Source organism: Streptomyces sp. NBC_00690, assembly GCF_036226685.1.
Taxonomy (GTDB): Bacteria; Actinomycetota; Actinomycetes; order Streptomycetales; family Streptomycetaceae; genus Streptomyces.
This window is the reverse complement of the sequence record NZ_CP109009.1, coordinates 1,823,964-1,849,990: the sequence shown is the minus strand read 5'-3', so window position 1 is coordinate 1,849,990 and position 26,027 is coordinate 1,823,964. Positions and strand designations below refer to the sequence as shown.

The following is a 26,027-nucleotide window of genomic DNA, read 5'->3' as shown; positions in this document are numbered from 1 at the left end:
TATGTGGTACGTCGTGGACCGGGGAGGCGCAACGTGGCGCAACCCACAGCCGACCGTGGCGGGATGTGAGTGCCGTGGTGGCGAACGGCCGCGAGAATACTGGGAGTCCGGTAGCGATCGTGCCGCGTGACGCACGCGCTCGTTCTTGTTGGCGGGCGTCACGTGTGCCGAGATCGGGCGTCCGGGCTACGGGCGAAGGATCACAATCGATGGGCGAGGGGTACGCATGACTGACACCGGCCAGATCCCAGGTGAGGGACTGCCGGAGAACGCAGGCGTGGTGGAGCAGCAGCCGGGTAGCCCCGGTCCTGGTGCGTACACCTTCCTGGACCCCTCCGAGCACGCTCCCGAGGAAGACGATCTGCTGCTGATGCCAGGTGCCCAGGGCGCGTGGAGTGACCCGTCCCAAACCCTTCAGCAGCCGGCGCACGCCCTGCAGACGGCCCCGGCCGGGCCTGCCGTCGCACTGGCCCAGCAGGCCCCCGCACCGCAGGTTCCCGAGCAGTACACGCCGGCGCCGCCGATCCCGCCGCAACTTCAGGTCCAGGTTCGGGGGGTGGGCCATGCCCCCGGGCAGGCCGAGCCCGTGGCCGGCGACCAGCCGGACGGCGCTTCGCAGACAGGACCGGAGTTCGCCGCGCCGACGGATCTGGGCGCCCCCGAACCAACACCGGCACCAACCGCCGCGCCCGCCGCCGAAGGTCCGGCACAGCCGGAACAAGCCGTGCAGGCCCCGAGCGGTCCGATGGACCTCGGCGCTCCGGACTCGGTTGCTCCGCTACCGGGCATACAGCACGCCGCGGAGCAGGGTGCGCAGTCGGAAGGCGCGCTGCCCGCGGCCGGAGCGGCACCAGGCGGCTTCGCGCAATCCCCCGAGGCCGCCGAAGCGAGCGCTCCGGTTCAGCAGGCGCCGATGGCGTCCGGTCTCACCCCGCCGACCGCGCCGCGCCCGTTGCACATGGGACCTCCGCTGGCCGCGGACTCCTCGGCCGGGGTGGTTCGCTCGCTCGCCGACCGCGGGCCGGCCGAGACGCCTCCGCACCCGCTGACCGTGCAAAACCTCACCGTCCCGGTGCCCACCGCCGGTCCCGAGTACCTGGATGGACCGGGCCTTGCCGGTCCGCAGTTCGGGGAGATTCCGCCGCAGGCAGGGGTGCCGTGGGACCCTCAGCCCCCGCAGCCCCAGCCGGTTGCGGCCGTGGCAGCAGAAACGGTCGTCCCCCCGGTTCAGGAAGCCCCCGCCGACGCTGCCCCCGCCGATGCCCTCTCCGGGGCGGCGGCGGACGAGGCACAACCCGTGACTGACGAGGTGCAGGAGACCGAGGCCGTCGAGCAAGCTGACGGCTCGCAGGCCGAAGTCACCCCGATCGAAGCCGGGCAACCTGAAACTGGGCAACCCGAGGCTGGGCAACCCGAGCTTGAGGCCGAGCCCGAGGCTGAGCAGTCCGCGCCTTCCGCGCAGCCCGGGGCCGAAGGTGCTGCCGCCGAAGCCGGCATGCCCCAGCCCGAGTCCGCCGCGCCCACCGAGCCGGTCGAGCAGACGGCACCCGTCGAGGAACCCGCGCAGGTCGAGCAGCCCGAGCCGGACGAGCAGTCCGTCCCGGCTCCGCAGCCGGTCGAGAGCTCCATGGCACAGGAACCCACGGCGGGTACGGACACCACCGCTGCTGCGGCTCCCGCCCCGGTGGCCGCGGCCGAGCCCGCGGAAGCACCGGATTCCGCAGCTTCGGTGGCAGTCGCAACGGACTCCGAGCCCCCCGCCCAGCCGGCAGCCGATGCAGAGCCCGAAGCCGAGACAGCGCCCGTACTGTCGGCTGAGGTCGAGCCCCCCGCGGCCACCGCCGAAGAGGCCGGCACCGCCCCGGAAGCCGCTCCCACCGAGGCTCCGGAAACGCCGCCCGCCCCGGCCCAATCTGCCGAGGCCGAGACGCAGGCCACAGCCGAGACGCAGGCCGTAGTTGAAACACCGGCCCCAGCCGAGGCACCGGCCCATGCGCCCGAGACCGCATCCGGCACCGTGCCCGAGGCCGAAGCCGCACCGCAGTCGACATCCGCAGAGCCCGCCGCGGCCGACTCGGAGGCCAGCGCCGAAGCCACCCCCGTACCGCAGGAAGAGCTGCTCGCCGGGGAGCCCGAAGCGGCAGGGGCGGAGCCCGCCGAGGTCGAAGCCGCGGTGGAGGAGCCCCTCGAAGTGCAGCCGGCCGCTGAGGCCGAGCCGAGCCCGGAGGCACAGGACCTCGCGGCGCCCGAGACGGCTGCCGCCGACGTACAACCCACCGCAGAGGCAGCAGAACCAGCGAACACAGTGGAGCCAGCAGAAGCAGCGCAGCCCGAGACCGTCGACGCGCCGACGGCCGAGGAGCCCAAGAACCCTCCGGCACCGGCGTACGACGACGCTGAGCGAGAGGCCGTTCTACGCGTGATGCGCGACCGCCGCGACATCCGCAACGGCTTCCGCAGCGACCCCATCCCGCACGAGGTCCTCATCCGGGTCCTTGAGGCCGCCCACACCGCGCCCAGCGTCGGTCACTCGCAGCCGTGGGACTTCGTCGTGATCCGCTCGGCCGAGACCCGCGGCACCATGCATGAACTCGCGGAGCGCCAGCGCGACACCTACGCCAAGTCGCTGCCCAAGGGACGGGCCAAGCAGTTCAAGGAACTGAAGATCGAGGCGATCCTCGAAACCCCCGTCAACATCGTCGTCACGGCGGACCCGACCCGGGGCGGTCGGCACACCCTGGGCCGTCACAGCCAACCCCAGATGGCCCCGTACTCCTCCGCGCTCGCCGTGGAGAACCTCTGGCTCGCCGCCCGGGCCGAGGGCCTCGGCGTGGGCTGGGTCAGCTTCTTCGACGAGCGCGAGATGGTGCGCACCCTCGGACTGCCCGAGCATCTGGAGGTCGTGGCCTACCTGTGCGTCGGATACGTCGACGAGTTCCCCGAGGAGCCCGAGCTGATGCAGTCGGGTTGGTCCCAGCGCCGACCGCTGTCCTGGGTCGTCCACGAGGAGACGTACGGACGTCGCGCCCTGCCCGGCGAGGAGCCGCACGGCCTCCTCCAGGAGACCGTCACCAACATCCGCCCCCTGGACGCCAAGGCGCTCGGCGAGGCGTGGGAGCGCCAGAAGCGGATGACCAAGCCCGCGGGCGCCCTCGGCATGTTGGAGATCATCTCCGCCCAGTTGAGCGGACTCTCCCGAATGTGCCCGCCGCCCATCCCCGAGCCCGCTGCCGTCGCCATCTTCGCCGGTGACCACGGGGTGCACGCGCAGGGCGTCACGGCCTGGCCGCAGGAGGTCACCGCCCAAATGGTGGCCAACTTCCTCGGCGGCGGCGCGGTCTGCAACGCCTTCGCCAATCAGGTCGGCGCAGAGGTCTGCGTCATCGATGTCGGAGTCGTCTCCGAACTGCCCACCACCCCCGGGCTGCTGCCCCGCAAGGTCCGCGCGGGCACCGCCGACTTCACCGCCGGTCCCGCGATGACCCGTGACGAGGTGCTCGCCGCCATCGAGGTCGGCATCGAAACGGCGCGCGACCTCGTCGCGGCCGGCAACAAGGCACTGCTCACCGGCGAGATGGGCATCGCCAACACCACGGTCTCGGCGGCGCTGATCTGTGTGTACACGGGTCTCGACCCGGCGGAGGTCACCGGCCGTGGCACCGGCATCAACGATGAGATGCACGCCCGCAAGGTCGATGTCGTCCGGCGCGCGCTGGAACTCCACACCCCGGACCCGGCCGATCCGATCGGTGTGCTCGCGGCCGTCGGCGGACTGGAGCACGCGGCCCTCGTCGGACTGATCCTCGGTGGTGCGTCCCTGCGCACCCCGGTCCTACTGGACGGAGTGTCCGCGGGAGCGGCGGCCCTGCTCGCCCGGGCGATCGCCCCCGAGGCGCTGGCCGCCTGCATCGCGGGTCACCGCAGCGCCGAGCCGGGCCATGTGGCCGCGCTCAACAAGCTGGGTCTGCGCCCCCTGATCGATCTCGATCTCCGACTGGGCGAAGGCACCGGGGCGCTCCTGGCCCTACCGGTGGTGCAGAGTGCGGCCCGGGCCATGCACGAGGTCGCCACCTTTGACACGGCCGGGGTGACGGAGAAGTAACTCCGAAGCGCTGACGAGGGGATGACCCCGCCGACTCGGACAGCCGGGCATCGCTCAGGGCCGGCCACCGGAAACCATCCGGTGGCCGGCCCTGAGCGATGTGGCGCCAGGAGACGGGCGAGCGGGCAGGAGCAGTGGCCGGATCAGGCGCCGACGTACGCCGCCAGGTGCTCGGCGGTGAGGGTGGAGCGGTCGGCGACGAGGTCGGTCGGCGTGCCCTCGAAGACGACCCGGCCGCCGTCGTGACCGGCGCCGGGGCCAAGGTCGATGATCCAGTCCGCGTGCGCCATGACCGCCTGGTGGTGCTCGACGACGATGACCGACTTGCCCGAGTCGACGAGCCGGTCCAACAGCCCGAGCAACTGCTCGACATCGGCGAGGTGCAGGCCGGTGGTCGGCTCGTCGAGCACGTAGACGAGCTGGTCGCCCGCCTTGTTCCCCAGCTGCGTGGCCAGCTTGAGCCGTTGCCGCTCCCCGCCGGACAGGGTCGTGAGCGGCTGGCCGAGGCTCAGATAGCCGAGCCCGACATCGACGAGCCGGTCGAGGATCTTGTGCGCGGCCGGGGTGCTCGCCTCGCCCGCACCGAAGAACTCCTCGGCCTCGGCCACCGACATCGCCAGGACCTCGCTGATGTCGCGCCCGCCGAGGTGGTACTCCAGGACCGATGCCTGAAACCTCTTCCCCTCGCACTCCTCGCAGACGGTGGCGACGCCGGCCATCATCGCCAGATCGGTGTAGATGACGCCGGCACCGTTGCAGTTGGGGCAGGCGCCCTCGGAATTGGCGCTGAAGAGCGCCGGCTTCACCCCGTTGACCTTCGCGAACGCCTTGCGGATCGGGTCGAGCAGCCCGGTGTACGTCGCCGGATTGCTGCGTCTTGAGCCGCGGATCGGGCTCTGGTCGACCGAGATCACGCTCTCGCCGGTCACTCCCGCCTGCTGGGGCAGTGACCCGTGCACGAGCGAGCTCTTGCCGGAGCCTGCGACCCCGGTGATGACGGTGAGCACTCCGAGCGGGATATCGACATCGACGTTGCGGAGGTTGTGCGTCGTCGCACCCCGGATCTCCAGGGCCCCGGTGGCCTTGCGCACGGTCTCCTTGAGCGAGGCCCGGTCGTCGAAGTGGCGCCCGGTGATGGTGCCACCGGCCCGCAGCCCGTCGACGCTGCCCTCGAAGCAGACGGTGCCGCCCGCCGTGCCCGCGCCGGGGCCGAGGTCGACGACGTGGTCGGCGATCGCGATCGTCTCCGGCTTGTGCTCCACGACGAGGACCGTGTTGCCCTTGTCCCGCAGTCGCAGCAGCAGATCGTTCATCCGCTGGATGTCGTGCGGATGCAGACCGATGGTGGGCTCGTCGAAGACATAGGTGACATCCGTGAGCGACGAGCCGAGGTGACGGATCATCTTGACGCGCTGTGCCTCACCGCCGGACAGCGTGCCCGATGCCCGGTCGAGCGCGAGATAGCCCAGACCGATCTCCACGAACGAGTCGAGGGTCTGCTGAAGCGCGGCGAGCAGCGGTGCCACCGAGGGTTCGTCGAGGCCGCGGATCCATTCGGCCAGGTCCCTGATCTCCATCGCACAGGCGTCCGCGATGCTGACCCTCTTGATCTTTGACGATCGGGCGGCCTCGCTGAGCCGGGTGCCGTCGCACTCGGGGCAGGTGGTGAAGGTGACCGCCCGGTCCACGAACTCCCTGATGTGAGGCTGCATCGCCTCCCGGTCCTTGGAGAGGAAAGACTTCTGGATCTTGGGGATCAGCCCCTCGTAGGTGAGGTTGACCCCGTTGACCTTCACCTTCGTCGGTTCGCGGTAGAGGAAGTCCTGCATCTCCTTCTTAGTGAACCGGCGGATCGGCTTGTCCGGGTCGAGGAACCCCGACTGCGCGTAGACCCCGACGGTCCACACATTGTCCGACTTCCAGCCGGGGATGGTGAACGCGCCTTCGGCGATCGACTTGGAGTCGTCGTAGAGCTGGGTGAGGTCGATGTCGGAGACCGAGCCCCGCCCCTCGCAGCGCGGACACATGCCGCCGGTGCGGTTGAAGGTCGCCTTCACCGTCTTCTTGGCACCCCGTTCGACCGTGATCGCACCGCTCGCCCGCACCGAGGCGACATTGAAGGCGTAGGCGCTGGGCGAGCCGATGTGGGGTTTGCCGAGCCGGCTGAAGAGGATGCGGAGCATGGCGTTGGCGTCGGTCGCGGTGCCGACCGTGGAGCGGGGGTCCGAGCCCATCCGCTGCTGGTCGACGATGATCGCGGTCGTCAGCCCGTCGAGCACGTCGACCTCGGGCCGTGCCGTGGTCGGCATGAAGCCCTGTACGAAGGTGCTGTACGTCTCGTTGATCAGCCGCTGTGACTCCGCGGCGATCGTGCCGAACACCAGCGAGCTCTTGCCCGAGCCGGAGACTCCGGTGAACACCGTCAGTCGGCGCTTGGGGATCTCAATGCTGACGTCCTTGAGGTTGTTCACTCGCGCGCCGTGCACGCGGATCAGATCGTGGTTGTCGGCGACGTGTTGCGCAGGCGACTGCGTATCCGTCCTCTTGGCCTTACTCATCGTCTCTCCATCTGTGAGGCGGAGCCGTCTTCGCGGTCTCCGTCGACGTCGCCTGGCTCGATCTGATCGGCTTCGAGTCTTACATCTGGTTCTGCAGTGGGTCTGCAGTGGTGTCGGCGCCATCGGCACTACCGGCATTATCAGCCCGGCCCTGGTCGGAGGATCCCCGCCCGCTTGATCGTGCGGTGCCGGTCGGGGCGACCCCCTGGCCGGCAGCTCGCCGGCCAGAAGCGGTACGAGGACCACGGCATCCCGACCTGCCCACCAGGAATTCCGTGCGTCCCGACCCATGGCAGGGCGGCGGGCGGCGCAGGGAACCGATCGCGCCGCCCGCCCCACCCCTACCGAACTCCTTCGTGCCGGCCACCGCGATAGACGGGGTACACCGCCTCCGGCAGCCGGCAACGAGCGCCCGTGATCAGCGGAGTCCCCGGCATAACCGCCCGCCCGAGTCGCCCCCGGAGCGCAGCACGCCGCCGCCTGCGGCCGATGCCCGCCCGAGGGCTCCCCTCACTTCTTGCGGCGCTCGGTGAAACGCAGCATGTTGCCCGCCGGGTCGCGGAAGGCGCAGTCGCGGACGCCGTACGGCTGGTCGATCGGCTCCTGCAACACCTCGCCGCCGGCGGCCCTGATCTGTTCGAAGGTGGCATCACAGTCGTCCGTGGAGAAGATCACGCCGCGCAGCATGCCCTTGGCCAGCAGTTCTGCCATCGCCTGCCGATCGGCAGGCGAGGCGTTGGGGTCGGCGAGCGGCGGTTCGAGGACGATCTCCACATCCGGCTGCGAGGGCGCACCGACGGTGACCCACCGCATCCCCTCGAACCCGACGTCGTTGCGTATTTCCAGGCCGAGGGCGTCACGGTAGAAAGCGAGCGCCTTGTCATGATCGTCGACTGCGATGAAGCACTGCGAGAGCTTGATGTCCATGTCGTCGACGCTACGACGCGGCGGCCGAATCCGCTTCTTCGATCCTGACCGGTTCACCGTTCCTGACCGGCCGGGTGAGGACCTTCGCCACGCACGCCGGGATCGCGGCGCCCGCCTCGTGGCGGCGGGCCCGGTAAGCACTCGGGCTCTCGCCGACCAACTCGGTGAAGCGCGAGCTGAACGATCCCAGCGAGGTACATCCGACCGCGAAGCAGACTTCCGTCACGCTCAGGTCCCCGCGCCGCAGCAGCGCCTTCGCCCGCTCCACACGGCGGGTCATCAGATAGCTGTAGGGCGTCTCGCCGTAGGCGGCCCGGAAGCTGCGGGAGAAGTGTCCGGGCGACATGAGGGCGACCGCGGCCAGCGCAGGAACGTTCAACGGTTGCGCGTAGTCGCGGTCCATCACGTCCCGGGCGCGCCGCAGCCGTACCAGGTCCTCCAGGGTCATGTGCACCAGCATCGCACGAGTGCGGGGGTCAGCCACCGCCGTCAGCGCCCCGGCCGGAGCGCGGCGGTCGCCTTCCGTGCCCCTCTGGTGAGGCCCGATGGCTGCCGTCCCCGACCGCCCGGCCCGGCCTTCCGGACCCGTTGCTCGCCAACCCGTCGCCATGGGCGGCCCGCCCCGATGCGCACATCGCGCGGCACCGTAAGGTGTCCGCAACGCAGTACCCCTTCCCACCAGCCGCTTCACCGACGCAGCGGGCCGGCACCCGCACCCGTACCGCCCGAGGAGCTTCCACCGCCATGTCCGAGCAAGCCCACGCGCCTGAACACCCCGCTTACCCCGTCGGTCTGCGTCTCGCCGGGCGTCGCGTCATCGTCGTCGGTGGCGGACAGGTGGCTCAGCGTCGGCTCCCCGCCCTGATCGCGGCAGGCGCGGACATCGTCCTCGTATCCCCTTCTGCCACGGCCTCCGTCGAGGCCATGGCGGCCTCCGGTGAGATCCGCTGGGAACAGCGCCGGTACGCCGACGGGGACCTCGCCGAAGCGTGGTACGTGCTCGTCGCCACCGCCGACGCCACCGCCAACGACCAGGTGTCCGCGGAGGCCGAGCGCCGACGGATCTGGTGCGTCCGCTCCGACGACGCCACCGCGGCCACCGCCTGGACTCCCGCCACGGGCCGCTCCGACGGGCTCACCGTCGCGGTTCTCACCGGCCGTGACCCGCGTCGTTCCGCGGCCGTGCGGGACGCCATCGTCGAGGGACTGCGGGACGGGACCCTCGCCGCACGCCACCACCGTACGAAGACCCCCGGGGTCGCGCTCGTGGGCGGCGGCCCCGGCGACCCCGACCTCATCACCGTCCGCGGCCGTCGTCTCCTCGCCGAGGCCGACGTGGTCATCGCCGACCGGTTGGGTCCGCGCGACCTCCTCGACGAACTCCCCCCGCACGTGGAGGTCATCGACGCCGCCAAGATCCCGTACGGCCGTTTCATGGCCCAGGAGGCCATCAACAACGCCCTGATCGAGCACGCCAAGGCAGGCAAGGCCGTGGTGCGCCTCAAGGGCGGTGACCCCTTCGTCTTCGGTCGGGGCATGGAAGAGGCCGAGGCATTGGCCGCCGAAGGCATCCCCTGCACGGTCGTCCCTGGGATCTCCAGCTCGATCAGCGTTCCCGGCGCGGCCGGTATCCCGGTCACCCATCGGGGAGTCGCCCATGAGTTCACCGTCGTCAGCGGCCACGTCGCGCCGGACGACGAGCGCTCCCTGGCCGACTGGACCGCCCTGGCCAGGCTCCGTGGAACCCTCGTCGTCCTGATGGGCGTCGACAAGATCGGTGCGATCGCGCAGACCCTCATCGCGGGTGGCCGTGACCCCCGCACCCCCGTGGCGCTGGTCCAGGAGGGCACCACCGCCGCCCAGCGCCGAGTGGATGCCACCCTCGCGACGGTGGCGCAGACCGTCATCGCCGAATCGGTACGGCCCCCCGCGGTGATCGTCATCGGCGAGGTCGTCGCCATCGGCACCCCGCCTGCCTGACCCGCCCCGCCGCCGAACCGGTGGCCCCCTTTCCAAGAAGGCAGTACACCTCCGTGGCAGACCTGATCACCGTCGACGACGCCGATGACCCCCGGCTGAGCGACTACACCGATCTCACCGACGTGGAACTGCGCCGCAGGCGCGAACCCGCCGAAGGACTGTTCATCGCCGAAGGCGAGAAGGTCATCAGACGGGCCCGGGAAGCCGGCTACACGATGCGGTCGATGCTGCTCTCCGCGAAGTGGGTGGAACCCATGCGGGATGTCATCGACGAGATCCCCGCCCCCGTCTACGTGGTCAGCCCCGATCTCGCCGAACGCGTCACCGGCTACCACGTGCACCGCGGTGCGCTCGCCTCCATGCAGCGCGAACCGCTTCCCACCCCCGCTGAAGTGCTCACCGGAGCCCGGCGCGTCGTGGTGATGGAATCGGTCAACGACCACACCAACATCGGGGCCATCTTCCGTAGTGCAGCCGCTCTCGGCATGGACGCGGTGCTCCTGTCACCGGACTGCGCCGACCCGCTCTACCGACGTTCCGTCAAGGTGTCCATGGGCGCGGTCTTCGCCGTCCCCTATGCCCGGCTCGACGTCTGGCCCGCGGGGCTGGAGGCCGTACGCCAAGCCGGCTTCCGACTCCTCGCCCTCACTCCGGACGACAGCGCCACCGCCATCGACGAGGCCGCACCGCACCGGGAGGAACGCGTCGCCCTGATGCTCGGCGCGGAAGGGGAGGGGCTGTCCCGACGGGCACTGGCCGCCGCGGACGAGCGCGTTCGCATCCCCATGGCTCACGGCGTCGACTCCCTCAACGTGGGCGCTGCCGCTGCCGTGGCGTTCTACGCGGTGGCCACCGGCACCTCGTGACAGGGCGGCACCTCGTGACAAGGCGGGATGCCGTCCGAGGGTGGAGCGCCTACAACTGCTGGGCCGCCGCGATGCCCAGCGCGACGATCAGCGTCACCACGCAGAAGACGACGATCCGCTGACGCAGCAGCCGGGGATTGGCCGGCCGCCGTCCGGTCGACGTCGTGCGCACCCCCGAACGCGGGCCGCCGCCCTGTCCGTTCGTACGAGATGCCCCCCGCTGGGGCTGCGGCCGAGTGCCACCCGTGCGTGAGGGCTGCGAGCGTGGCCCGCTCCCGCCGGCGGTACGCCGCTCGGGGCGTTCCATCCGCTCGGTCCGATCCACCCGCCCGGGATAGCGGGAGGTGGGCCGGTCGGCGTCGATCCGCTCGCGCTGCGGTACGGGCCGGGCCTCCGGCAGCCCCTGCGCCTCACGGGCCGCGATCTCCTTGAGCCGCATCGACAGCTGGAGCGTGCTCGGCCGCTCTTCGGGATCCTTCGCCAGACACGCCCGCAGCAGGGGTGCGAGCGCATCCGGTACGCCTTCAAGGTGCGGCTCCTCGTGCACCACCCGGTAGAGCATGACCTCCGAGCCGCCGTGCCCGAACGGGGAGTCCGCGGTCGCCGCGTACGCGAGGGTCGCCCCCAGCGCGAAGACGTCCGTCGCCGGGGTGACCGCGACCCCGCGCACCTGCTCCGGGGCGAGGAATCCGGGCGAGCCCACGGCGGTGCCCACATGGGTGAGCGTGCTCGCGCCGGTCGCCCAGGCGATGCCGAAGTCGATGATCCGCGGGCCCTTGGGCGAGAGCAGGATGTTCGACGGCTTGAGGTCCCGGTGCACCACCCCTGCCTCGTGCACGGCGACCAGGCCCTCGGCGAGCGCCGAGCCGATCGCGGCGACCTCGGCGGCCTGGAGCACCCCCTCCTCTGCCACCTTGTCGTGCAGGGAGGGACCGGGCACGTACTGGGTGGCGAACCACGGCCGCTCGGCTTCCAGGTCGGCGGCCACCAACCGGGCGGTGCAGCCGCCGCGGATCCGTCGGGCGGCCGAGACCTCGCGTGCGAAGCGCGAGCGGAACTCCTGGTCCTCGGCGAGGTCCGGCCTGATCACCTTGAGCGCGACCCGCTGACCGCGCCGGTCCGAGCCCAGATAGACCACGCCCATGCCGCCTGCGCCCAGCCGTCGGTGCAGTCGGAACGAGCCGACGACACGCGGGTCCTCGCGCCGGAGCCGCATCATCGCCATGTCCGTCCCCTACCTAGGAGTGGGGAGACCCCACTCCTACCTCGCGGTGTGCAGCAGCCCACTCGATTGCCTCGCGGTGGGTGACCCACCTCGATCGCCTCGTGCGGGCGGTCCACCCGATGCCTCGTGGCGGGCGGCGCCCACCCCTGCCGAGCGGCGGAGCCGAACCCCGCCCTGTACCAACGGGCGGGGAGCCCCACCCTGTTGCCTGACCGTCCAGTTTTTGCCGTGGCACAGCTTACGTACCGCCGCCCCGGTGCGCTCATAGGCCGCGCCCTCGTCGGGTGATGGATTGTCAGTGCTGGATGGGAGACTTGAAAAGAGGTCAGGGGATAGATGATCCGAAGCCCCTGTCCGATGCGAGATCTCAACGGACCATCGCAGAAGGGGGATTGGATCGATGAAGGGCGACCGTGTGGAGATAGTGGTGGACGCCGGGGACACCACACGTACGTACGAAGTCGTAGCAAGCCGGGCAGGTCGTCGTGTGGAGACGGCCGTGCGTCGAGGGGTGGTGGAAGTGAGCGAAGTCACCCGAAACGGCTCGGTGGTGAGGACGGCCCGATTCATGGCCGCCCGCGTGCTCGCTCTGGTGGAGCAGCCCGTGCCCAGGGAGGACGCCTCGGAGCGTCCCCTCCGGGAAGACCCCAAGGGCCTGCGCCCTGTCTCCACCCAGGGGAGTACGTCCTAGGCGCTCGGCTCATCCTCCGGGAGGCCAGCCAATGGGTACGCGGGCATGACGTCCTGGGCTTCTCGAATGCCTAGTGTTGAAGTCAAGCGGCGGGTGCAGCACTCGTCCCCCGAGGTCAGACACCCGCCGCTGTCAATGACGAATAGGAGAGGGACATGGCGGACACGGCATCGCGGACCATGATCCGCACGCAGGGACGCAGGGCTTTCAGCGCGTTCGGCGGCCGGCCGTCCGGACATCGCCACCCCCTGGTGGCGACGGCCATGGTCCTTCCCCTCGCAGCACTGCTGGTGGTCGCCTTCGGCGGCTGGGAAGCAGTGGTCACACAGGCGTCGTCCGTGGGCGTGATGCTGGGGCGCTGAAAGGCGCCCCGGACCCGGAAGAGCGGTCCGGGTCGGGGACATCCGGCCAAAACCCCGTGGGGACGGGGGTGCGGCGGACGGCAGCGATCGGCCGGTTAGCTGGGGAGCTGACCGGCCATCGCGCTGCCCGATACTTTTCTCGGCCCTGTATCGACCAGCCCTGTATCGACTGGCCCTGTGTTGACCAGCTCCGTTGTCTCGCGCCCCCATGAGGGCTCCTACGAGGCCCCTGCCTGAGCCTGCCCACCGGCGGATGGCCGACGACCTGAACCGCCGCCCGGGGGCCTTGATCCGCCATTGCCCCCGGTGCGACAGCCCCCGATCCGGTCCCGACAGCCGCGTAAGCTCCCCACCGGGGCACGGAGCTGCGGGGGAGAGACATGACCACGACCGTCATCGGCGAGCTCGTCGAGGCCGCCCGGGCCGCGGCCCACCCAGCCGGAGCCCCCGCCGACTGCCCCGGCTGCACCCATCCGCCGGACGTCCTCGCCGACCGCGACGACGGGACCGTCGTACGCCACGGCCCAGCCGTCGCGAAGGCCCATGCGCCCGCCACCGATCTGCCCGGTCATCGGTCCAGGGTCGCTGTCGCGGCCCACCCCCTGCTCCAAGGGATTCTGCTGCCCCCACTGCCGGTGTCGTTGCCGAAGCCAAGGAGTCCAGGGCGTCCGATCACCGTCTGGCCCTACGGGACGCCCGTCGACCCGGTTGATCCACAGACCGCGCCCTGGGAGGAGGCTGCCGTTCTCCTGGCGCGGCTCCACGCAGTGGAGTCCGCCGCCCTGCCCGACGTTCTTCCGCCCATGCGGGGCCCCGCCAAAGTGGCCCGCGCGATGCTACGGATGCGTGGTGCGGCAACCTCGGAACACCCGCGCTTCGCCGCTGTGGTGCAACGGGCGTGGAAGGGTCTGCCCGCCTGGGCCCGAGGTGAGGCCCCCGCCCCCCCGAGCACCACGGTCTGTCACGGTGATCTTCATCTGGGGCAGCTGGTGCGTCACCCTGCCTCGACCGGCCCTTGGCTGCTGATCGACGTCGATGACCTCGGTCTGGGCGATCCCGCCTGGGATCTGGCCCGCCCCGCCGCCTGGTTCGCCGCGGGGCTGCTGTCCCCGGAGATCTGGCAGCGGTTCCTGGGCGCCTATGCGGACGCGCGGGGAACCGCTCTCGTTGGGCCGGATGGCGCGGTGGTCACAGATCCCTGGCCCGTGCTGGATATCCCGGCTCGGGCGTTGACCGTACAGACCGCGGCCCTCTCCCTGGTCAAGGCGACGGCGGAGCGCCGAGCTCCGGATGAGGTGGATGAGGCGATGGTCGACGCATGTGCCCGAATTGCTTCGCTCCCAGCGCAGTTGGAGTCCGCGCGTCCGGCGTAGGCTGCTGTCGTCGCCGGGATCATGCCGGCGGTAGGAACGAAAGGCAAGGAGCTGAGCCTCACGATGCAGTGTCCCAAGTGCCATGCAGCGATGCACACCTACAACCGCAACGGCATCCAGATCGAGCAGTGCAGCGGCTGCCGGGGGATATTCCTCGACTACGGTGAGCTTGAGGCGCTGACGCGCCTGGAGTCGCAGTGGACCCAGCCGGCTCCTCCTCCGCCGCCTCCGGCGCACGGTGCGCCGCACGCCCCGGCCTGGGGTGCTCCGCAGCAGCACCACGGCGGCCACCACGGCGGTCACCACCGTCAGCGCGGCTTCGGCCGGATGCTCTTCTCCTCCTGAGGTCCCGGACGGTCTGAGCGTCTCCTGGCGCCGGCGCCCTCGTGGGTCGAGCGGCGCCGGGCCAGCCCCGAGACCGACCCGACGACGAAAGAACCCCCGGCCAACTGATGCGGCCGGGGGTTCTGACTGGTGCGCGATACTGGGATTGAACCAGTGACCTCTTCCGTGTCAGGGAAGCGCTCTCCCGCTGAGCTAATCGCGCAGATGAGACTGCGTGTGATGCACTTGCGTGCGCGATACTGGGATTGAACCAGTGACCTCTTCCGTGTCAGGGAAGCGCTCTCCCGCTGAGCTAATCGCGCGGAGAATCCAGAAGGATCCAGTGGACGATACTGGGATTGAACCAGTGACCTCTTCCGTGTCAGGGAAGCGCTCTCCCGCTGAGCTAATCGTCCTTGGAGGTGGAGACGGGATTTGAACCCGTGTAGACGGCTTTGCAGGCCGTTGCCTCGCCTCTCGGCCACTCCACCCGGAGTGTTGCGGGGGTCGGGAAGATCCCCCACGTCGAGCGGACGACGAGATTCGAACTCGCGACCCTCACCTTGGCAAGGTGATGCTCTACCAACTGAGCCACGTCCGCTTGTCATTTCCAACCCGATGATGCGGTCGGCGACGTGTTGAACTCTAGCGGATTCCTGAGCCAGCACAAAAACGCGTTTCCGCAGCGTGCTGACTTGTATTCACCCCGCAGTGGTCGGCCATCACTGGTGTTCGCGGCAAGAGTGCCGGTCAGGGGCTCGGCCGGCACCGGTCATACACTCGCAGACGTGCACCACCTCGCTCCGCTGGCCCGCTTCGGCCGACTCATCGCCACCGACCTCAGGGACGTCACCAGTGACCCCGCGGCTTTGGACTCCGCCGGCTTCTGGGCCGTCGCCGCCGACTTCGAGGGCGGTCTGACCTGTGCACGCTTCGGCGATGTGCGAACCGAGCCGGTGCCACCCCCGACGGCCGGCCGCTGGCGCGGGCCAGCGGCACACCACTGGACGTCCTCGCTGAACCGAGCAGAGTACATCGCGGGCGTACGTCGCATCCGTGAGCACATCGCCGCGGGTGAGGTGTATCAGGCCAATCTCTGCAGGGTCCTCTCCGCTCCGCTGCCCGATCCGGCCGCCGCCGATGTCGATGCCCTGACCTCGCTGCTGGCCATGGGCAACCCTGCCCCCTATGCCGGAACGATTCGCCTGCCCGAGCACGGGGTGGAGATCGCAACGGCATCCCCCGAGCTCTATCTCCGTCGCCAGGGGGACACGGTGGAATCCGGTCCGATCAAGGGCACCGGGCGAACGGTCGACGACCTTCTGGAGAAGGACCACGCCGAGAATGTGATGATCGTTGATCTGGTCCGCAACGACCTGGGACGGGTATGCGCCACCGGTACGGTGACCGTTCCGCAACTGTGCGCCGTCGAGTCCCATCCGGGCCTGGTCCACCTGGTGTCGACCGTGCGCGGCGAACTCGGCCCCAAGGAGGGGTGGCGGGATCTGCTCCATGCCACCTTTCCGCCCGGTTCGGTGACCGGCGCACCCAAATCGAGCGCGTTGACCATCATCGACGCCCTGGAGACCGCGCCCCGCGGGCCGTACTGCGGTGGCATCGGCTGGGTGGACGCCGATCGGGGCACGGGCGAGCTGGCGGTCGGCATACGCACGTTCTGGATCGACCGAACCCCCCACGACTCCGACCACTCTGACGGCTCTCGCGACTCCCGCACGGGCGCTGTCCTGCGCTTCGGTACGGGGGCGGGCATCACCTGGGGCTCGGACCCCGAGCGGGAGTGGGCGGAGACCGAACTCAAAGCTGCCCGGCTGCTCGCGATAGCGTCGAGCCCGGACGAGCGGGACGAATGAGACCAGCGGAAGGACCAGCGAGATGAAGCTTTGGGTCAACGGTGGATTGCGGGACGCCGATGAGGCCCGGGTGTCGGTGCTCGACCACGGCCTGACCGTGGGAGACGGCGTATTCGAAACCCTGAAGACGATTCACGGCCAACCCTTCGCGCTCACCCTCCATCTGGAACGCCTCAGCCGCTCGGCCGCCGGCCTGGGACTGCCGGAGCCCGACCACGACGAGGTGCGCCACGCCTGCGCGGCCGTGCTCGCCGCCAACCCCCAGGACCGGGGCCGGTTGCGGATCACCTACACCGGTGGACTGTCGCCCCTCGGCTCGGACCGCGGCACCGCGGCACCGACCCTGGTGGTCGCCCTGGGCGAGAGTAAGGCCCCGTCGGTGACGACCGCGGTGATCACCGTCCCGTGGACCCGCAACGAACGGGGAGCGGTCGCCGGATTGAAGACCACCTCCTATGCGGAGAACGTGGTCGCCCTCGCCAAGGCCGCCGAGCACGGCGCATCCGAGGCACTCCTGGCCAACACCGTAGGACAGCTCTGCGAGGGCACGGGCTCCAATGTCTTCGTCGTCGTCGACGGCGAACTGCACACCCCGCCGATCTCCTCCGGCTGCCTCGCGGGCATCACCCGAGCCCTGGCCGTGGAGTGGACCGGCGCCCATGAGACCGATCTCCCGTTCGACGTACTGGAGCGGGCGGACGAGGTCTTCCTGACCTCCAGCCTGCGTGATGTCCAGGCGGTCCACCGGGTGGACGGGCGACGCCTCGACGACGCTCCGGGACCGGTGACCGCCAAGGCGATACGGGTCTTCGAGGAGCGCGCGGGAGCCGACCCCGATCCGCGCATCGGCCGGTGACTTGAGGTTGACCGGTCAAACCCCGTGACGAACGGCCGCGCGGCAGGTACAACACCCCTGATGACCACCACCCTGCGGCCGACCGGGCCGCTTCAGCACGAGGCGGACGGTACGCGGTCACGCGCCTACGAGGTCTGCGTCAACAGCCGTGCCGTCGGGACCATCGAGATCGCCACCTCGGTCTCGCTCGGCCCCGCGGCCGGCACGATCCGCTCCCTGCACATCGACGGTCCCGACCGCGGACGCGGCCGGGGCACGGTCGCCGCGCTCGCCGCCGAGGAGGTGCTGCGGAGTTGGCGGTGCAACCAGATCCAGGTCTCGGTCCCTCCCCAAGCCGTCGAGGCCACCCGACTGACGACAGCACTCGGCTATGTCGAACGCAGTCGCAACCTGTCCAAGGTCCTGGCCGAGGAGCCGCCCACCCTGCCGCAGTCAGTGAGCGCCCGTCCCATGACCGACGACGAGTACGCGCTGTGGTCGCGAACGGGGCTCCAGGAGTACGCGCGCAACTGGGCGGATCGGGGGTTCTCCCCCGAGGAGGCCCGTGCGAAGGCCGAAGCCGACCTGGCCACGGCCCTACCGGACGGCCTTGCCACCGCCGATGCCCGGTTGCAGGTCCTCATCGGCGACGGCGAGACCGTCGGACTTCTGCACCTGGGACAGCGCGAGGTGAGACCCGGTGAGCACGGTGCCTTCGTCTATGACGTCGAGGTCGGGAGCCGATGGCGGGGGAGGGGCTACGGACGGGCCCTGATGCTGCTCGCCGAACGGGGGGCCTGGGAGGACGGAACCCGCATCATCGGGCTCCACGTCTTTGCGGGCAACACTCCGGCACTCGCCCTCTATGAGTCGCTCGGCTATCGAACGGACACGGTGAACTTCGCAAAACCGCTGCTCTAGTCGGGATGCCGGGGCTGGACGAACTCCCCTGAACGGGGTTGCCGGGAGGCGCTGGGCCTGATCGATCGTCGCCCGGTGACCGCGCCCGCCCATGTGTCAGCGGCGCGGCCCCGGTACCGGAAGGAGCGCCCCCGCGTACCGCCGGATCCGCGCTACGCGGACGGCTCGGCGGCGATCAACCGGGTGGCGATCTCCGCGATGCGCGTCCGCAGCCCTTCTTGGCTCTTGCCGCCGTCGAGTCGCTCGCCGTCGATCACATAGGTCGGGGTGCCCGTCACGCCGATCGCCTTGCCCTCGGCCTGGTCGGCGTCGACGATCAGCAGATGCCGACCGTCGATGAGTGCGGTGTCGAACTCATCCGCATCCAGCCCCAGTTCGCGGGCGGTCCGCAGCAGGAACTCCTCACCGCCCTTGTCGAGATCCTCGACCCGGGCCAGCACCGCTTCGTAGAACTCGCGGCCCTTGCCCTGGTCGACCGCCTCTTCGGCGGCCTGGGCTGCGGCGTACGCATGGCGGTGCTTCTCCAGGGGGAAGTGCCGCAGCCGCACGTCCAACCGGTCGCCGAAGCGCTCCCGCAGGGCTCGGACGTCATCCAGGGCGGTCCGGCAGTCGGGACACTGGAGATCGCACCAGACATCGAGGACGACGGGGTGGGGTGTGGGCTCGCTCATGGGATCAGTCTCCCAGTTCCCGCGGGGCACACCCAGCCGACCCCGGGCACTGCCCGATGGGGGCGGGGGGCACCTCGAAGTTGCAGCGGGAAACCGGGGCCGGGCGCAGCGGACCACAGACCTCGGGAGGCCCGGGCAATGGCCTCGGACAGGTCGCATCCCGCATATCCGCCAAGATCCAAAAAGGGGTCCCGGCCCCGACCTGGGGATGATCCTGCCCCGGAGATCACCCGGAGATCTTGACCAAGTGGCTTCCGGCCATGGCCTGCGACCCGTCCGTCGGTGCAGGATGGAAGGGACGTAACCGCAGATGCCCGCCCTAGCAGGAGGACCGGATGATTGCCGAGACCATATGCTCCGCGGTGTCCGCGGCGGGCCTGGGCATCGCCGCGATCACGGCGTACCGCAAGCGTTTCCTCGCGGCGACCCGAATCGCCGCGTACTCCCTGGTGCCCCTCGGCCTGGTGCTCACCGGCGCCGTTGAGTGGGCCGTCGACACCGCGTTCAGCTTCACCGCCTGGATCGGCTTCGGGCTGCTGGGCGGTGCCTGGCTGCTGCTGTTGGCCACCCGGGCGGTCGAGCGTCGCTCGGGTACGACGCGCAAGGAGCGCAAGGCCGCGAAGGCAGCACAGCGCGAAGCGGTCGCCCCGGCGGCTTCCGCCCCGTCCTTGGGAGCGGGCGCCCGCCCGACCGCGCGACCCGCAGCGAAGCCCAAGGGAAGCGCTACGACCGATGATTTCAGCGATATCGAGGCGATCTTGAAGAAGCACGGCATCTGAGCGATCCGCCGTACCGAGCCATCGGCGCATTGCGCCACCACCGGCGAAACCCCCGCTCAAGGGAGCTGTGCGGGTGCTTCCCGCAGGGGTCGGGGTGTTGTCGTCGGCGGTCGGCCGTGGGGTGAACTCCCGCCATGTGCATGCGTGTTGGGTGATCATGCGGAGACGGGCTGCGCCATGATCACCCCGAGATGGTCGATACCTCACGGGGGGAAGTCCCCGCATCGGAAGAGCAGCCGCGAGGCTGCCTCTTCGCGCTCTCCCAGCCGCCTTTGATGATCTTCCTCACGGTGATCGGTGTGCTGCTGCTGATGGCGTCGGTGCACGATCTGTTCCTGCTGTGACGCGCGCCCCGCTTCAGCTGGCCGCTTCCCGCCGTCGGGCTCGGTACGCAGCCACATGGAGCCGGTTTCCGCAGGTGCGGCTGTCGCAGTAGCGACGCGACCGGTTGCGTGAGAGATCGACGAAGGCGCGCCCGCAATCCGGGGCCTCGCAGTGTCGCAACCGCTCCTGCTCGCCCGCGACGACGATGAAGGCCAGTGCCATTCCGCCGTCGGCCGCGAGGTGGTCGGCGACTGAGGCACCCGGGGCGAAGTAGTGGACGTGCCAGTCGTAGCTGTCGTGATTGGTCAGCTGGGGCGTGGTCCCCGCAGCCGCCACCAGGTCATTGATCAGTTCGGACGCCGACTGACTGTCGGAGGCGGCGAAGATCTCGGCGAACCTGGTCCGTACGCCCTGGACCGCTTTGAGGTCGCGTGCGTTCAGGACGCTCACACCGCTGATGTCGTGGCCCCGGACGAACTCTTCCAGCGCGGCGACGTCGGCGAGCCCGTCGCCCTGGCCGCCCTCCGGCGCTGTGTTCACCAGATCGACGACGATGTCGAGGGCAATCCTGGTGTCGTGGGGGATCAGCAAGATTCGCTCCCTGGCCTGCTGCGGGCCGGTCCCGCCGAATTGCGCTGAACTCTAGCGGTTCACATCACAGCAGATCGGCACAGCAGATCGGCGCCGTCACCGTGCTGGCATGCACGGTGACGGCGCCGATCTGCTGTGCCGTGGGGGGATGGTCCGCGCGGCGCCGTCTCCCCGAGTAGGACGGCGCCGTGCAGCTCTCGGCCTGGCTCAGCTCTCCGCCAGGATGTGGGAGAGCTCCGTGTCGAGGTCGAAGTGACGATGCTCGGTGCCGGGCGGCACCGCTGCGTCCGTTCGCTTCAGGAACGACTCCAGGGCCCGCGCCGGGGCTTCGAGCAGTGCTTCGCCCTCCGGGGAGCTCAGTGCGATACAGACGACGCCCTGGCCGTGACTGCGGGATGGCCAGACTCTGACGTCGCCCGTGCCGGTGGGCCGGTGTAGCCCCTCGGCGAGGAGGTCGCGGGCGAACACCCATTCGACCGTCTCTTCGGCTCCGGTGTGGAAGGTGGCGTGCACGGCATAGGGATCGGCCGTGTCATACCGCAGGCCCGCGGGTACAGGCAGTGAAGACTCGCTCGATACAACGAGGCGCAGGTGCAGCTCGCAGCTGACCGTGGTGTTCATAAGCGCCAGGGCCTTTCGCTCAGTGTGCGCTCGGGGATTCGCACGTCGGCGAAATCGACATGCCACCTACGGTGCCGTTGTAAACCCCTCTGAGGGATTTGGGTACCTTTAGGTACCCCGTATGGCGGAGTGATTCTTCGTTCCCTGGGACCATTCCGGTGACTCCGCAGCGTCCGGTAAGTTTGCTGCCATGAACACGGGGAGTAACGGTACGGAGGTCGCAGTGGCGACTGAAGAGGGAAAGCCCGATGACGGTGCAGAGCCGGTCGACCCGGCCGGCACCGCCGATGTCGGGGGCAAGGCCGAGGAGGACACGACCGAGTCCGTCCTCGGCTCACGTGCGCCCGATTTCATCAAGGCGCGCAAGAGCCTGCACCTGAGCTGGCAGGTCGGCGTCTTCGTCGTGGGGCTCGCCGTGGTGGGCGCCGGTGCGGCGATGCTCGTGCTGCCGGGGCCCGGCTGGCTGGTGATCTTCGGCGGTATGGCGATCTGGGCGACCGAGTTCGTCTGGGCGCAACTCGTCCTGCGCTGGACCAAGCGCAAGGTCAGCGAGGCGGCCCAGCGCGCCCTCGACCCACGGGTGCGGCGCCGGAACCTCATCTTGACGTCGATCGGTGTGGTCATCTGTGCCGTGGCGGCCGGCGTCTACCTCTGGAAGTTCGGGCTGATCATGCCCTGGAAGATCGAGCAGTGACCGGAAATCCGGTCGGGAGCGCCCGCTGACATGGGGTAATGTTTGCGGTGCGCCGGGGCGATTAGCTCAGTGGGAGAGCGCTTCGTTCACACCGAAGAGGTCACTGGTTCGAACCCAGTATCGCCCACCCGGATCGAAGGGCCCGGAGACTCAGCAGAGTCTCCGGGCCCTTCGCGCGTTCCGCTCCCATGACCCGTCAGCGCATGCGGCCGAGAGTCTCGCGCAGCCTGCGTGCCTCCCGTAGACGCTGCTCGTAGGTGGCGCCGACCACCAGGAGCAGCAGGCCCGCGAGGGCCGGGGGCAGCCAGCGGGGCAGCGCGTCGACGGCCTGCACCACGTAGGGCGCGAGTTCGTGCAGCGTCACCAGGGCCAGGACCGCTCCGCCGAGCACCAGCGGCGCCTGGAGCCGCTGTCGCGCGCCCGCCAGGGTCACCGCCAGGGCCGCGGTGCCCAACAGCAGGGGCCGCAGCCAGCCCCCTTCGCCCCAGACCGCGAGCAGGCTCGGCACCATCGTCACCGAGAGGCCCGCTCCGTACGCCGTCCAGGACGAGGTGGCGGGAGCGCTTCGGCGCCGCAGCACGCCCACGACGAGCGCGGGCACCGTCACCGGCAGGGTGTACGCCTCCGGCACCGTCACCTCCGATGCGGCCAGCCGTACCCAGGTGGCCAGCAGGAAGAGGGCCGCGGCGCTCCAGCCGGCTGCCGTTCGGCGCTCCGTCCGTATCGCCGTACCGGCTGCGATCACCCCACCGAGTGCGAGCACCAGGGCGACGGTCGGCGCGTGGTCCGTGGCCAGGGCCAGCGCAACGACCCCGACGAGGGCCGCGGTGCACTCCAGCGGAGCGGCGATGGGATGGGTGCGCAACCGGGCCGCGAGCAGGGCGACCAGAGCGGGCACGGCCATCAGGGCCACCGCGGTCCGGTGGGGCGCCAGCTCCCATGCCTCGGCCAGCGCCACCACCAGCCCGCTGCCCCAGACGACGGCGGCACAGCCGGCGACCGCCCGTACGATCCGGCCCGCCCGGGAGAGGGCGGCGACGGCGATGAACGCCGTCAGGAAGGTGCCCAGCACCGTGAAGGTCGCCACCTTGGTCGCCAGGGCGAGCGCCGTGGTACTCGCGGCCGTCACCAGTGCGCAGGCCATGCCGATCTCTGCGGCGAACCGCAGTCCGCGGGCGTACCGCACACGGTTGAGGGCGAGTGCGAGCAGGGCGACGCCGAGCGCCGACTGCCAGCCGACCAGCTGCGGATAGCCGGTGTCGAGGACGAAGGGCGCCATGGTCAGTGCGGCCCAGGCCAGTATGGCGGCGGCCACGCCCGCCCAGGCGCGCAGATCGACCGGGGGGAGCGTTCGGGCGGGGCCGGCGCCTTCCGGGCCTGCGCTGGGGTCTTCGCCCTCCTGCTGAGCGCGAGTGCCGATCTGGTCGGGCAGCCGTCGGGACACCGCGAGCATGACGCCCGCTAGCAGGGAGAGCACCAGCGCCGTCGCGACCCAATTGCCGTCGGTCAGGTCCTCGCCCAGCGCTGCGCGCGCATCCGTCGGAGCACCGGCCCAGGCGTCCGGGAGCACCGTGAGCGGGCCCGCGTACTGGAGCACCACGAGGGGCAGCGTCGACACCAGTGCCAGGGCCATCAGCGCCGCGGACGCCGCACCCAGTCCACGCAGCACGTCGGCGGGTGGACGCGCCGCGAGTGCCGGCACCTGCACCACGAGGAGCAGGGCGACCGCACACACCAGGTATCCGGGCATCGCCCAGCCGCTCGGCGCCGCCGCGGCGATCACCCCGCCGAAGGCGGCTATAAGGGCGAGCCCGGCCACCACGGCACACGGCAGCGCGACCACCCGGAAGCGCCACGCCGGGAGGAGCGCCACCGCACCGGCCAGCGTCAGCAGGACCGCGGGCTCCACCGCGTCGAGGGCGGACGCGGCCGTCAGCGACTCGAATCCGGCGAGCATCAGGACCAGCGCGCCGTTGAACACCGCGCCCACTGTCGCCGTCACCCGCACCGCCGGCCGGGTCACCCGGATCACGAGCGCGACATCGAGCGCTGCGGTGCCGAGCAGTGCCCAGGCCAGCGACGGGGCGGGCGCGGCGTCCGCCGCGGCTCCGTTCACCGACCAGAGGAGCAGGGGCAGTTGGGCGGCGACCACCGCCGCCGGCAGGGGGCTGCGCAGCTTCGGTAGCGCTGCTCCGTACGCCGCCCAGAGCGCTGCGAGGAGGGTCGTGGCCCACGCCGAGTAGGTGAGTCCCGACACCCCCGACAGGGCCACCGCGAACACGGCGTAGGCGTCCAGCACCAGCAGCACCAGAGCGAGCACCGCCAACGCCTCAGCGGTGGAGCCCAGTCCACGGCGCAGCAGGATCGCCGGCGTCAGCAGGGCCGCCGCGGTCACCACGGCGAGCACCGCCGATCGTCCGCCGATGCCCATGTCACCCCAGCTGACCACCGTGAAGGCGATGGCGGCGATCGCCAACAGGATGCCGCCCAGCGTCAGCAGCACGTTCTGCACGCCGGGAGGCGAGGTCTCCGGCCGCGGGGTGACGGGACGCGGGGTCGCAGCCCTGGCTCCGGCCCGGGCCTGGGGCGCGGGTCGATGGAGCACCGACACCAGATACGCCCTGCGGGCCAACAACTGGGACCTGCGGTGGTCCAGTTGCACGAGTTCGCGATCGATGACGGCGATCTCTTCGGCTGGTGGCAGAGTCGGCGGAGCATTCTTCATGCTCCGCAGTGTGTCGCCCGCCACATCGTTGGACATGGGGACGGATACTCAGATCGCACATGAGTACGCCCCTGTTCGACCGCATCGGAGTGCATGCGTCCCGTGAACTGGTTCCGGTACCGCTTCCACAGTGTCTGGGAGATCGACGCGCCGCCCGACGACGTCTACGCCGTGCTCTCCAGGGGGGAGGACTATCCGAAGTGGTGGCCCCAGATCCGTGCCGCGATCCCTTCGGACGACGGCACCGGCACTGCCCGCATCCGTTCGTTCCTCCCCTATGAACTGAAGATCACCGCGGCCACCCGGCGGGAGGACCCGTCCGCGGGCGTACTGGAAGTCGCCCTCCACGGCGACCTGGAGGGATGGGCCCGCTGGACGATCACCGCCCATGGGGCCGCAGCCGCGCGCACCCGGGCCGTCTACGACCAGGAGGTGGAGGTGCGCCGACCCCTGATGCGCTGGCTGGCGCCGCTGGCGCGCCCCCTGTTCCGAGCCAACCACACCGCCATGATGAGAGCGGGCCGTCGGGGTCTCGCCGCCCACCTGGGCACCCGCTGATGTCCCGTCGCGCGGGATTTGAAGCTCGGCCGCAGGGACCTGTATGGTTCAGTGCGTTCCCGGGCGATTAGCTCAGTGGGAGAGCGCTTCGTTCACACCGAAGAGGTCACTGGTTCGAACCCAGTATCGCCCACCCGGGAAGAGCCGGTCCGTCATTGACGGACCGGCTCTTGCGTTCCCCGACGGCCCTGTGCGCAGTCAGGTGCGGTTCAGGCGGCAGCGGTCAGTTGGGGCCGCAGCGGCCACGCCGGGTCCACCGGCTCCGGCGTACCGCTGCGCGCGAACCACGCCTGGAGCCCGCGCGCCTGCGCCGCGTGCCACACCGCCTGGAGCGTGTGGAGCTCCGGTGGCGACAACCGCTCCATCCGCGCACAGAACCTGCGCCCGATCGCCCGGGTCACCTCCAGCGCGGCCACGGCGTCCGCACCCGCGTCATGCGCCCCCTCCAACTCCACCTCGTAGTGCGCACATAGATCCGTGAGCGTCCGCCGCCCCTTGCGATATCGGTCGAGGTGCTTGTCCAGCACCCGGGGATCGAGCACGCACAGCGGAACGTTCTCCAGGTAGCGCGTCAGCGGAGCCGCCCGGTGACGCCTCAGCTCCCGGTCGAGCATCGTGAGATCGAACGGCGCGTTCATCACCACCAGGGGCCTGGCAGCGGCGCACTGCTCCGCCAGCGCCCGGGCGATCTCCTCCATCACCGGAGCCGGCCAGCGGCCGTTGCGCTGGAGATGGTCATCGGTCAACCCGTGCACGTCGATCGCCGAGCGCGGCACCGGAATGCCGGGATTGATCAACCAGCGGGTGGTCCACGGCCGGGCACCCGCCGCGTCCTGCACCACCAGAGCGGCCGACACGATGCGGTCCTGCTCGACATCGATCCCCGTGGTCTCCGTGTCAAATGCGGCCATCGGGCCGTCGAACCAGAGCGTCATCCCCGAACTCCTCGCACATGACTGGCAGATGAGGGAATCCCCCTGCCGAATCCGTGATACCCGGGCTGTTTGCGCCGTACGCAGGGCGGTGACA

Annotated in this window: 23 protein-coding genes and 7 tRNA genes; 16 read left to right on the top strand and 14 right to left on the bottom strand. The window is 70.3% G+C overall.

The window, feature by feature from the left end:
• Window positions 1-226 precede the first annotated feature (226 nt).
• The gene (gene cobT / locus OID54_RS08115; RefSeq protein ID WP_329016057.1) at window positions 227-4,102 is read left to right on the top strand and encodes a nicotinate-nucleotide--dimethylbenzimidazole phosphoribosyltransferase; all 3,876 of its coding nucleotides are present in this window, start codon (window positions 227-229) and stop codon (window positions 4,100-4,102) included.
• A gap of 143 nt (window positions 4,103-4,245) precedes the next feature.
• On the opposite strand, the gene OID54_RS08110 is transcribed toward cobT, so the two are convergent.
• The 3 genes from OID54_RS08110 to OID54_RS08100 form a co-directional block, all read right to left on the bottom strand.
• Window positions 4,246-6,660 carry an excinuclease ABC subunit UvrA gene (locus tag OID54_RS08110; RefSeq protein WP_329016054.1) on the bottom strand — a complete coding sequence of 805 codons (2,415 nt, stop codon included), beginning with the start codon at window positions 6,658-6,660 and terminating at the stop codon, window positions 4,246-4,248.
• A 510-nt stretch (window positions 6,661-7,170) separates the two neighbouring features.
• Window positions 7,171-7,587, bottom strand: a complete 417-nt coding sequence (locus OID54_RS08105) for a VOC family protein (RefSeq protein ID WP_329016051.1) — start codon at window positions 7,585-7,587, stop codon at window positions 7,171-7,173.
• Window positions 7,588-7,597: 10 nt separating this feature from the next.
• Window positions 7,598-8,035, bottom strand: coding sequence for a helix-turn-helix transcriptional regulator (locus OID54_RS08100; RefSeq protein WP_329016047.1), 438 nt, complete (start codon window positions 8,033-8,035; stop codon window positions 7,598-7,600).
• Between the two features lie 296 nt (window positions 8,036-8,331).
• Between OID54_RS08100 and cobA the strand changes: the two genes are divergently transcribed.
• The gene (gene cobA, locus OID54_RS08095) at window positions 8,332-9,567 is read left to right on the top strand and encodes a uroporphyrinogen-III C-methyltransferase (protein ID WP_329016043.1); all 1,236 of its coding nucleotides are present in this window, start codon (window positions 8,332-8,334) and stop codon (window positions 9,565-9,567) included.
• A gap of 53 nt (window positions 9,568-9,620) precedes the next feature.
• Window positions 9,621-10,433: a TrmH family RNA methyltransferase gene (locus OID54_RS08090; protein ID WP_329016041.1), complete on the top strand. Its 813-nt coding sequence runs from the start codon at window positions 9,621-9,623 to the stop codon at window positions 10,431-10,433.
• 49 nt (window positions 10,434-10,482) lie between these two features.
• Here the strand turns inward: OID54_RS08090 and OID54_RS08085 are convergent, their stop codons facing one another.
• Window positions 10,483-11,658 (bottom strand): serine/threonine-protein kinase, encoded by a 1,176-nt coding sequence (locus OID54_RS08085; RefSeq protein ID WP_329016038.1) that lies wholly within the window; start codon window positions 11,656-11,658, stop codon window positions 10,483-10,485.
• A gap of 400 nt (window positions 11,659-12,058) precedes the next feature.
• Between OID54_RS08085 and OID54_RS08080 the strand changes: the two genes are divergently transcribed.
• The 4 genes from OID54_RS08080 (at window position 12,059) to OID54_RS08065 (ending at window position 14,429) form a co-directional block, all read left to right on the top strand.
• Complete coding sequence (locus OID54_RS08080; RefSeq protein ID WP_329016034.1) at window positions 12,059-12,349, top strand: hypothetical protein; 291 nt, start codon at window positions 12,059-12,061, stop codon at window positions 12,347-12,349.
• Window positions 12,350-12,504: 155 nt separating this feature from the next.
• Window positions 12,505-12,711 carry a hypothetical protein gene (locus tag OID54_RS08075; protein WP_329016031.1) on the top strand — a complete coding sequence of 69 codons (207 nt, stop codon included), beginning with the start codon at window positions 12,505-12,507 and terminating at the stop codon, window positions 12,709-12,711.
• A 380-nt stretch (window positions 12,712-13,091) separates the two neighbouring features.
• Window positions 13,092-14,084, top strand: coding sequence for a phosphotransferase family protein (locus tag OID54_RS08070; protein WP_329016029.1), 993 nt, complete (start codon window positions 13,092-13,094; stop codon window positions 14,082-14,084).
• A gap of 63 nt (window positions 14,085-14,147) precedes the next feature.
• Window positions 14,148-14,429, top strand: coding sequence for a TFIIB-type zinc ribbon-containing protein (locus OID54_RS08065; RefSeq protein ID WP_329016024.1), 282 nt, complete (start codon window positions 14,148-14,150; stop codon window positions 14,427-14,429).
• 127 nt (window positions 14,430-14,556) lie between these two features.
• On the opposite strand, the gene OID54_RS08060 is transcribed toward OID54_RS08065, so the two are convergent.
• The 5 genes from OID54_RS08060 to OID54_RS08040 form a co-directional block, all read right to left on the bottom strand.
• Window positions 14,557-14,631: transfer RNA gene (locus tag OID54_RS08060), tRNA-Val, on the bottom strand.
• A 28-nt stretch (window positions 14,632-14,659) separates the two neighbouring features.
• Window positions 14,660-14,731, bottom strand: a tRNA-Val gene (locus OID54_RS08055).
• 21 nt (window positions 14,732-14,752) lie between these two features.
• Window positions 14,753-14,824, bottom strand: a tRNA-Val gene (locus tag OID54_RS08050).
• 1 nt (window position 14,825) lies between these two features.
• Window positions 14,826-14,899, bottom strand: a tRNA-Cys gene (locus OID54_RS08045).
• A gap of 37 nt (window positions 14,900-14,936) precedes the next feature.
• A tRNA-Gly gene (locus OID54_RS08040) sits at window positions 14,937-15,009 on the bottom strand.
• A 187-nt stretch (window positions 15,010-15,196) separates the two neighbouring features.
• Here OID54_RS08040 and OID54_RS08035 point away from each other — a divergent pair.
• From OID54_RS08035 to OID54_RS08025, 3 genes are read left to right on the top strand one after another with little or no spacing between them, the layout of a single operon-like run.
• Complete coding sequence (locus tag OID54_RS08035) at window positions 15,197-16,279, top strand: chorismate-binding protein (protein WP_329016021.1); 1,083 nt, start codon at window positions 15,197-15,199, stop codon at window positions 16,277-16,279.
• Between the two features lie 22 nt (window positions 16,280-16,301).
• Window positions 16,302-17,135 carry an aminotransferase class IV gene (locus OID54_RS08030; protein ID WP_329016018.1) on the top strand — a complete coding sequence of 278 codons (834 nt, stop codon included), beginning with the start codon at window positions 16,302-16,304 and terminating at the stop codon, window positions 17,133-17,135.
• Between the two features lie 60 nt (window positions 17,136-17,195).
• Window positions 17,196-18,035 (top strand): GNAT family N-acetyltransferase, encoded by an 840-nt coding sequence (locus OID54_RS08025; RefSeq protein WP_329016017.1) that lies wholly within the window; start codon window positions 17,196-17,198, stop codon window positions 18,033-18,035.
• A 152-nt stretch (window positions 18,036-18,187) separates the two neighbouring features.
• Here the strand turns inward: OID54_RS08025 and OID54_RS08020 are convergent, their stop codons facing one another.
• The gene (locus OID54_RS08020) at window positions 18,188-18,706 is read right to left on the bottom strand and encodes a DsbA family protein (RefSeq protein ID WP_329016014.1); all 519 of its coding nucleotides are present in this window, start codon (window positions 18,704-18,706) and stop codon (window positions 18,188-18,190) included.
• Between the two features lie 335 nt (window positions 18,707-19,041).
• Here OID54_RS08020 and OID54_RS08015 point away from each other — a divergent pair, with 335 nt between their 5' ends.
• Both OID54_RS08015 and OID54_RS08010 read left to right on the top strand, forming a co-directional pair.
• On the top strand, window positions 19,042-19,485 hold the full coding sequence (locus tag OID54_RS08015) for a hypothetical protein (protein ID WP_329016011.1): 444 nt from the start codon (window positions 19,042-19,044) through the stop codon (window positions 19,483-19,485).
• Window positions 19,486-19,676: 191 nt separating this feature from the next.
• Window positions 19,677-19,829 (top strand): hypothetical protein, encoded by a 153-nt coding sequence (locus OID54_RS08010; RefSeq protein WP_329016008.1) that lies wholly within the window; start codon window positions 19,677-19,679, stop codon window positions 19,827-19,829.
• Between the two features lie 13 nt (window positions 19,830-19,842).
• On the opposite strand, the gene OID54_RS08005 is transcribed toward OID54_RS08010, so the two are convergent.
• Both OID54_RS08005 and OID54_RS08000 read right to left on the bottom strand, forming a co-directional pair.
• Window positions 19,843-20,400 (bottom strand): CGNR zinc finger domain-containing protein, encoded by a 558-nt coding sequence (locus OID54_RS08005; protein ID WP_329016005.1) that lies wholly within the window; start codon window positions 20,398-20,400, stop codon window positions 19,843-19,845.
• 207 nt (window positions 20,401-20,607) lie between these two features.
• Window positions 20,608-21,021: an SsgA family sporulation/cell division regulator gene (locus OID54_RS08000; RefSeq protein WP_003959770.1), complete on the bottom strand. Its 414-nt coding sequence runs from the start codon at window positions 21,019-21,021 to the stop codon at window positions 20,608-20,610.
• Window positions 21,022-21,211: 190 nt separating this feature from the next.
• On the opposite strand from OID54_RS08000, the gene OID54_RS07995 reads away from it, so the two are divergent.
• Window positions 21,212-21,715 carry a TIGR02611 family protein gene (locus tag OID54_RS07995; protein WP_329016003.1) on the top strand — a complete coding sequence of 168 codons (504 nt, stop codon included), beginning with the start codon at window positions 21,212-21,214 and terminating at the stop codon, window positions 21,713-21,715.
• Between the two features lie 55 nt (window positions 21,716-21,770).
• Window positions 21,771-21,842: transfer RNA gene (locus OID54_RS07990), tRNA-Val, on the top strand.
• A gap of 69 nt (window positions 21,843-21,911) precedes the next feature.
• Here the strand turns inward: OID54_RS07990 and OID54_RS07985 are convergent.
• Complete coding sequence (locus OID54_RS07985; protein WP_329016000.1) at window positions 21,912-24,440, bottom strand: SCO7613 C-terminal domain-containing membrane protein; 2,529 nt, start codon at window positions 24,438-24,440, stop codon at window positions 21,912-21,914.
• A gap of 102 nt (window positions 24,441-24,542) precedes the next feature.
• On the opposite strand from OID54_RS07985, the gene OID54_RS07980 reads away from it, so the two are divergent.
• Together OID54_RS07980 and OID54_RS07975 are read left to right on the top strand one after the other, a co-directional pair.
• A complete protein-coding gene (locus tag OID54_RS07980; RefSeq protein WP_329015997.1) occupies window positions 24,543-24,998 on the top strand; it encodes an SRPBCC family protein in 456 nt (151 codons plus the stop codon).
• A 61-nt stretch (window positions 24,999-25,059) separates the two neighbouring features.
• Window positions 25,060-25,131 (top strand) — tRNA-Val (locus OID54_RS07975).
• A 76-nt stretch (window positions 25,132-25,207) separates the two neighbouring features.
• Here OID54_RS07975 and OID54_RS07970 read toward each other — a convergent pair.
• Complete coding sequence (locus OID54_RS07970; protein WP_329015994.1) at window positions 25,208-25,933, bottom strand: 3'-5' exonuclease; 726 nt, start codon at window positions 25,931-25,933, stop codon at window positions 25,208-25,210.
• Between the last annotated feature and the right edge of the window lie 94 nt (window positions 25,934-26,027).

Coding starts and splice junctions, on each gene's coding strand:
- OID54_RS07995 (WP_329016003.1), top strand. CDS start 21,212: ATGAACACGGGGAGTAACGGTACGGAGGTCGCAGTGGCGACTGAAGAG.
- OID54_RS08075 (WP_329016031.1), top strand. CDS start 12,505: ATGGCGGACACGGCATCGCGGACCATGATCCGCACGCAGGGACGCAGG.
- OID54_RS08015 (WP_329016011.1), top strand. CDS start 19,042: ATGATTGCCGAGACCATATGCTCCGCGGTGTCCGCGGCGGGCCTGGGC.
- OID54_RS08065 (WP_329016024.1), top strand. CDS start 14,148: ATGCAGTGTCCCAAGTGCCATGCAGCGATGCACACCTACAACCGCAAC.
- OID54_RS07985 (WP_329016000.1), bottom strand. CDS start 24,440: ATGAAGAATGCTCCGCCGACTCTGCCACCAGCCGAAGAGATCGCCGTC.
- OID54_RS08105 (WP_329016051.1), bottom strand. CDS start 7,587: ATGGACATCAAGCTCTCGCAGTGCTTCATCGCAGTCGACGATCATGAC.
- OID54_RS08025 (WP_329016017.1), top strand. CDS start 17,196: ATGACCACCACCCTGCGGCCGACCGGGCCGCTTCAGCACGAGGCGGAC.
- OID54_RS08070 (WP_329016029.1), top strand. CDS start 13,092: ATGACCACGACCGTCATCGGCGAGCTCGTCGAGGCCGCCCGGGCCGCG.
- OID54_RS08085 (WP_329016038.1), bottom strand. CDS start 11,658: ATGGCGATGATGCGGCTCCGGCGCGAGGACCCGCGTGTCGTCGGCTCG.
- OID54_RS08000 (WP_003959770.1), bottom strand. CDS start 21,021: ATGAACACCACGGTCAGCTGCGAGCTGCACCTGCGCCTCGTTGTATCG.
- cobA (WP_329016043.1), top strand. CDS start 8,332: ATGTCCGAGCAAGCCCACGCGCCTGAACACCCCGCTTACCCCGTCGGT.
- cobT (WP_329016057.1), top strand. CDS start 227: ATGACTGACACCGGCCAGATCCCAGGTGAGGGACTGCCGGAGAACGCA.
- OID54_RS08080 (WP_329016034.1), top strand. CDS start 12,059: ATGAAGGGCGACCGTGTGGAGATAGTGGTGGACGCCGGGGACACCACA.
- OID54_RS08100 (WP_329016047.1), bottom strand. CDS start 8,035: ATGACCCTGGAGGACCTGGTACGGCTGCGGCGCGCCCGGGACGTGATG.
- OID54_RS07970 (WP_329015994.1), bottom strand. CDS start 25,933: ATGACGCTCTGGTTCGACGGCCCGATGGCCGCATTTGACACGGAGACC.
- OID54_RS08010 (WP_329016008.1), top strand. CDS start 19,677: ATGGTCGATACCTCACGGGGGGAAGTCCCCGCATCGGAAGAGCAGCCG.
- OID54_RS08020 (WP_329016014.1), bottom strand. CDS start 18,706: ATGAGCGAGCCCACACCCCACCCCGTCGTCCTCGATGTCTGGTGCGAT.
- OID54_RS08110 (WP_329016054.1), bottom strand. CDS start 6,660: ATGAGTAAGGCCAAGAGGACGGATACGCAGTCGCCTGCGCAACACGTC.
- OID54_RS08030 (WP_329016018.1), top strand. CDS start 16,302: ATGAAGCTTTGGGTCAACGGTGGATTGCGGGACGCCGATGAGGCCCGG.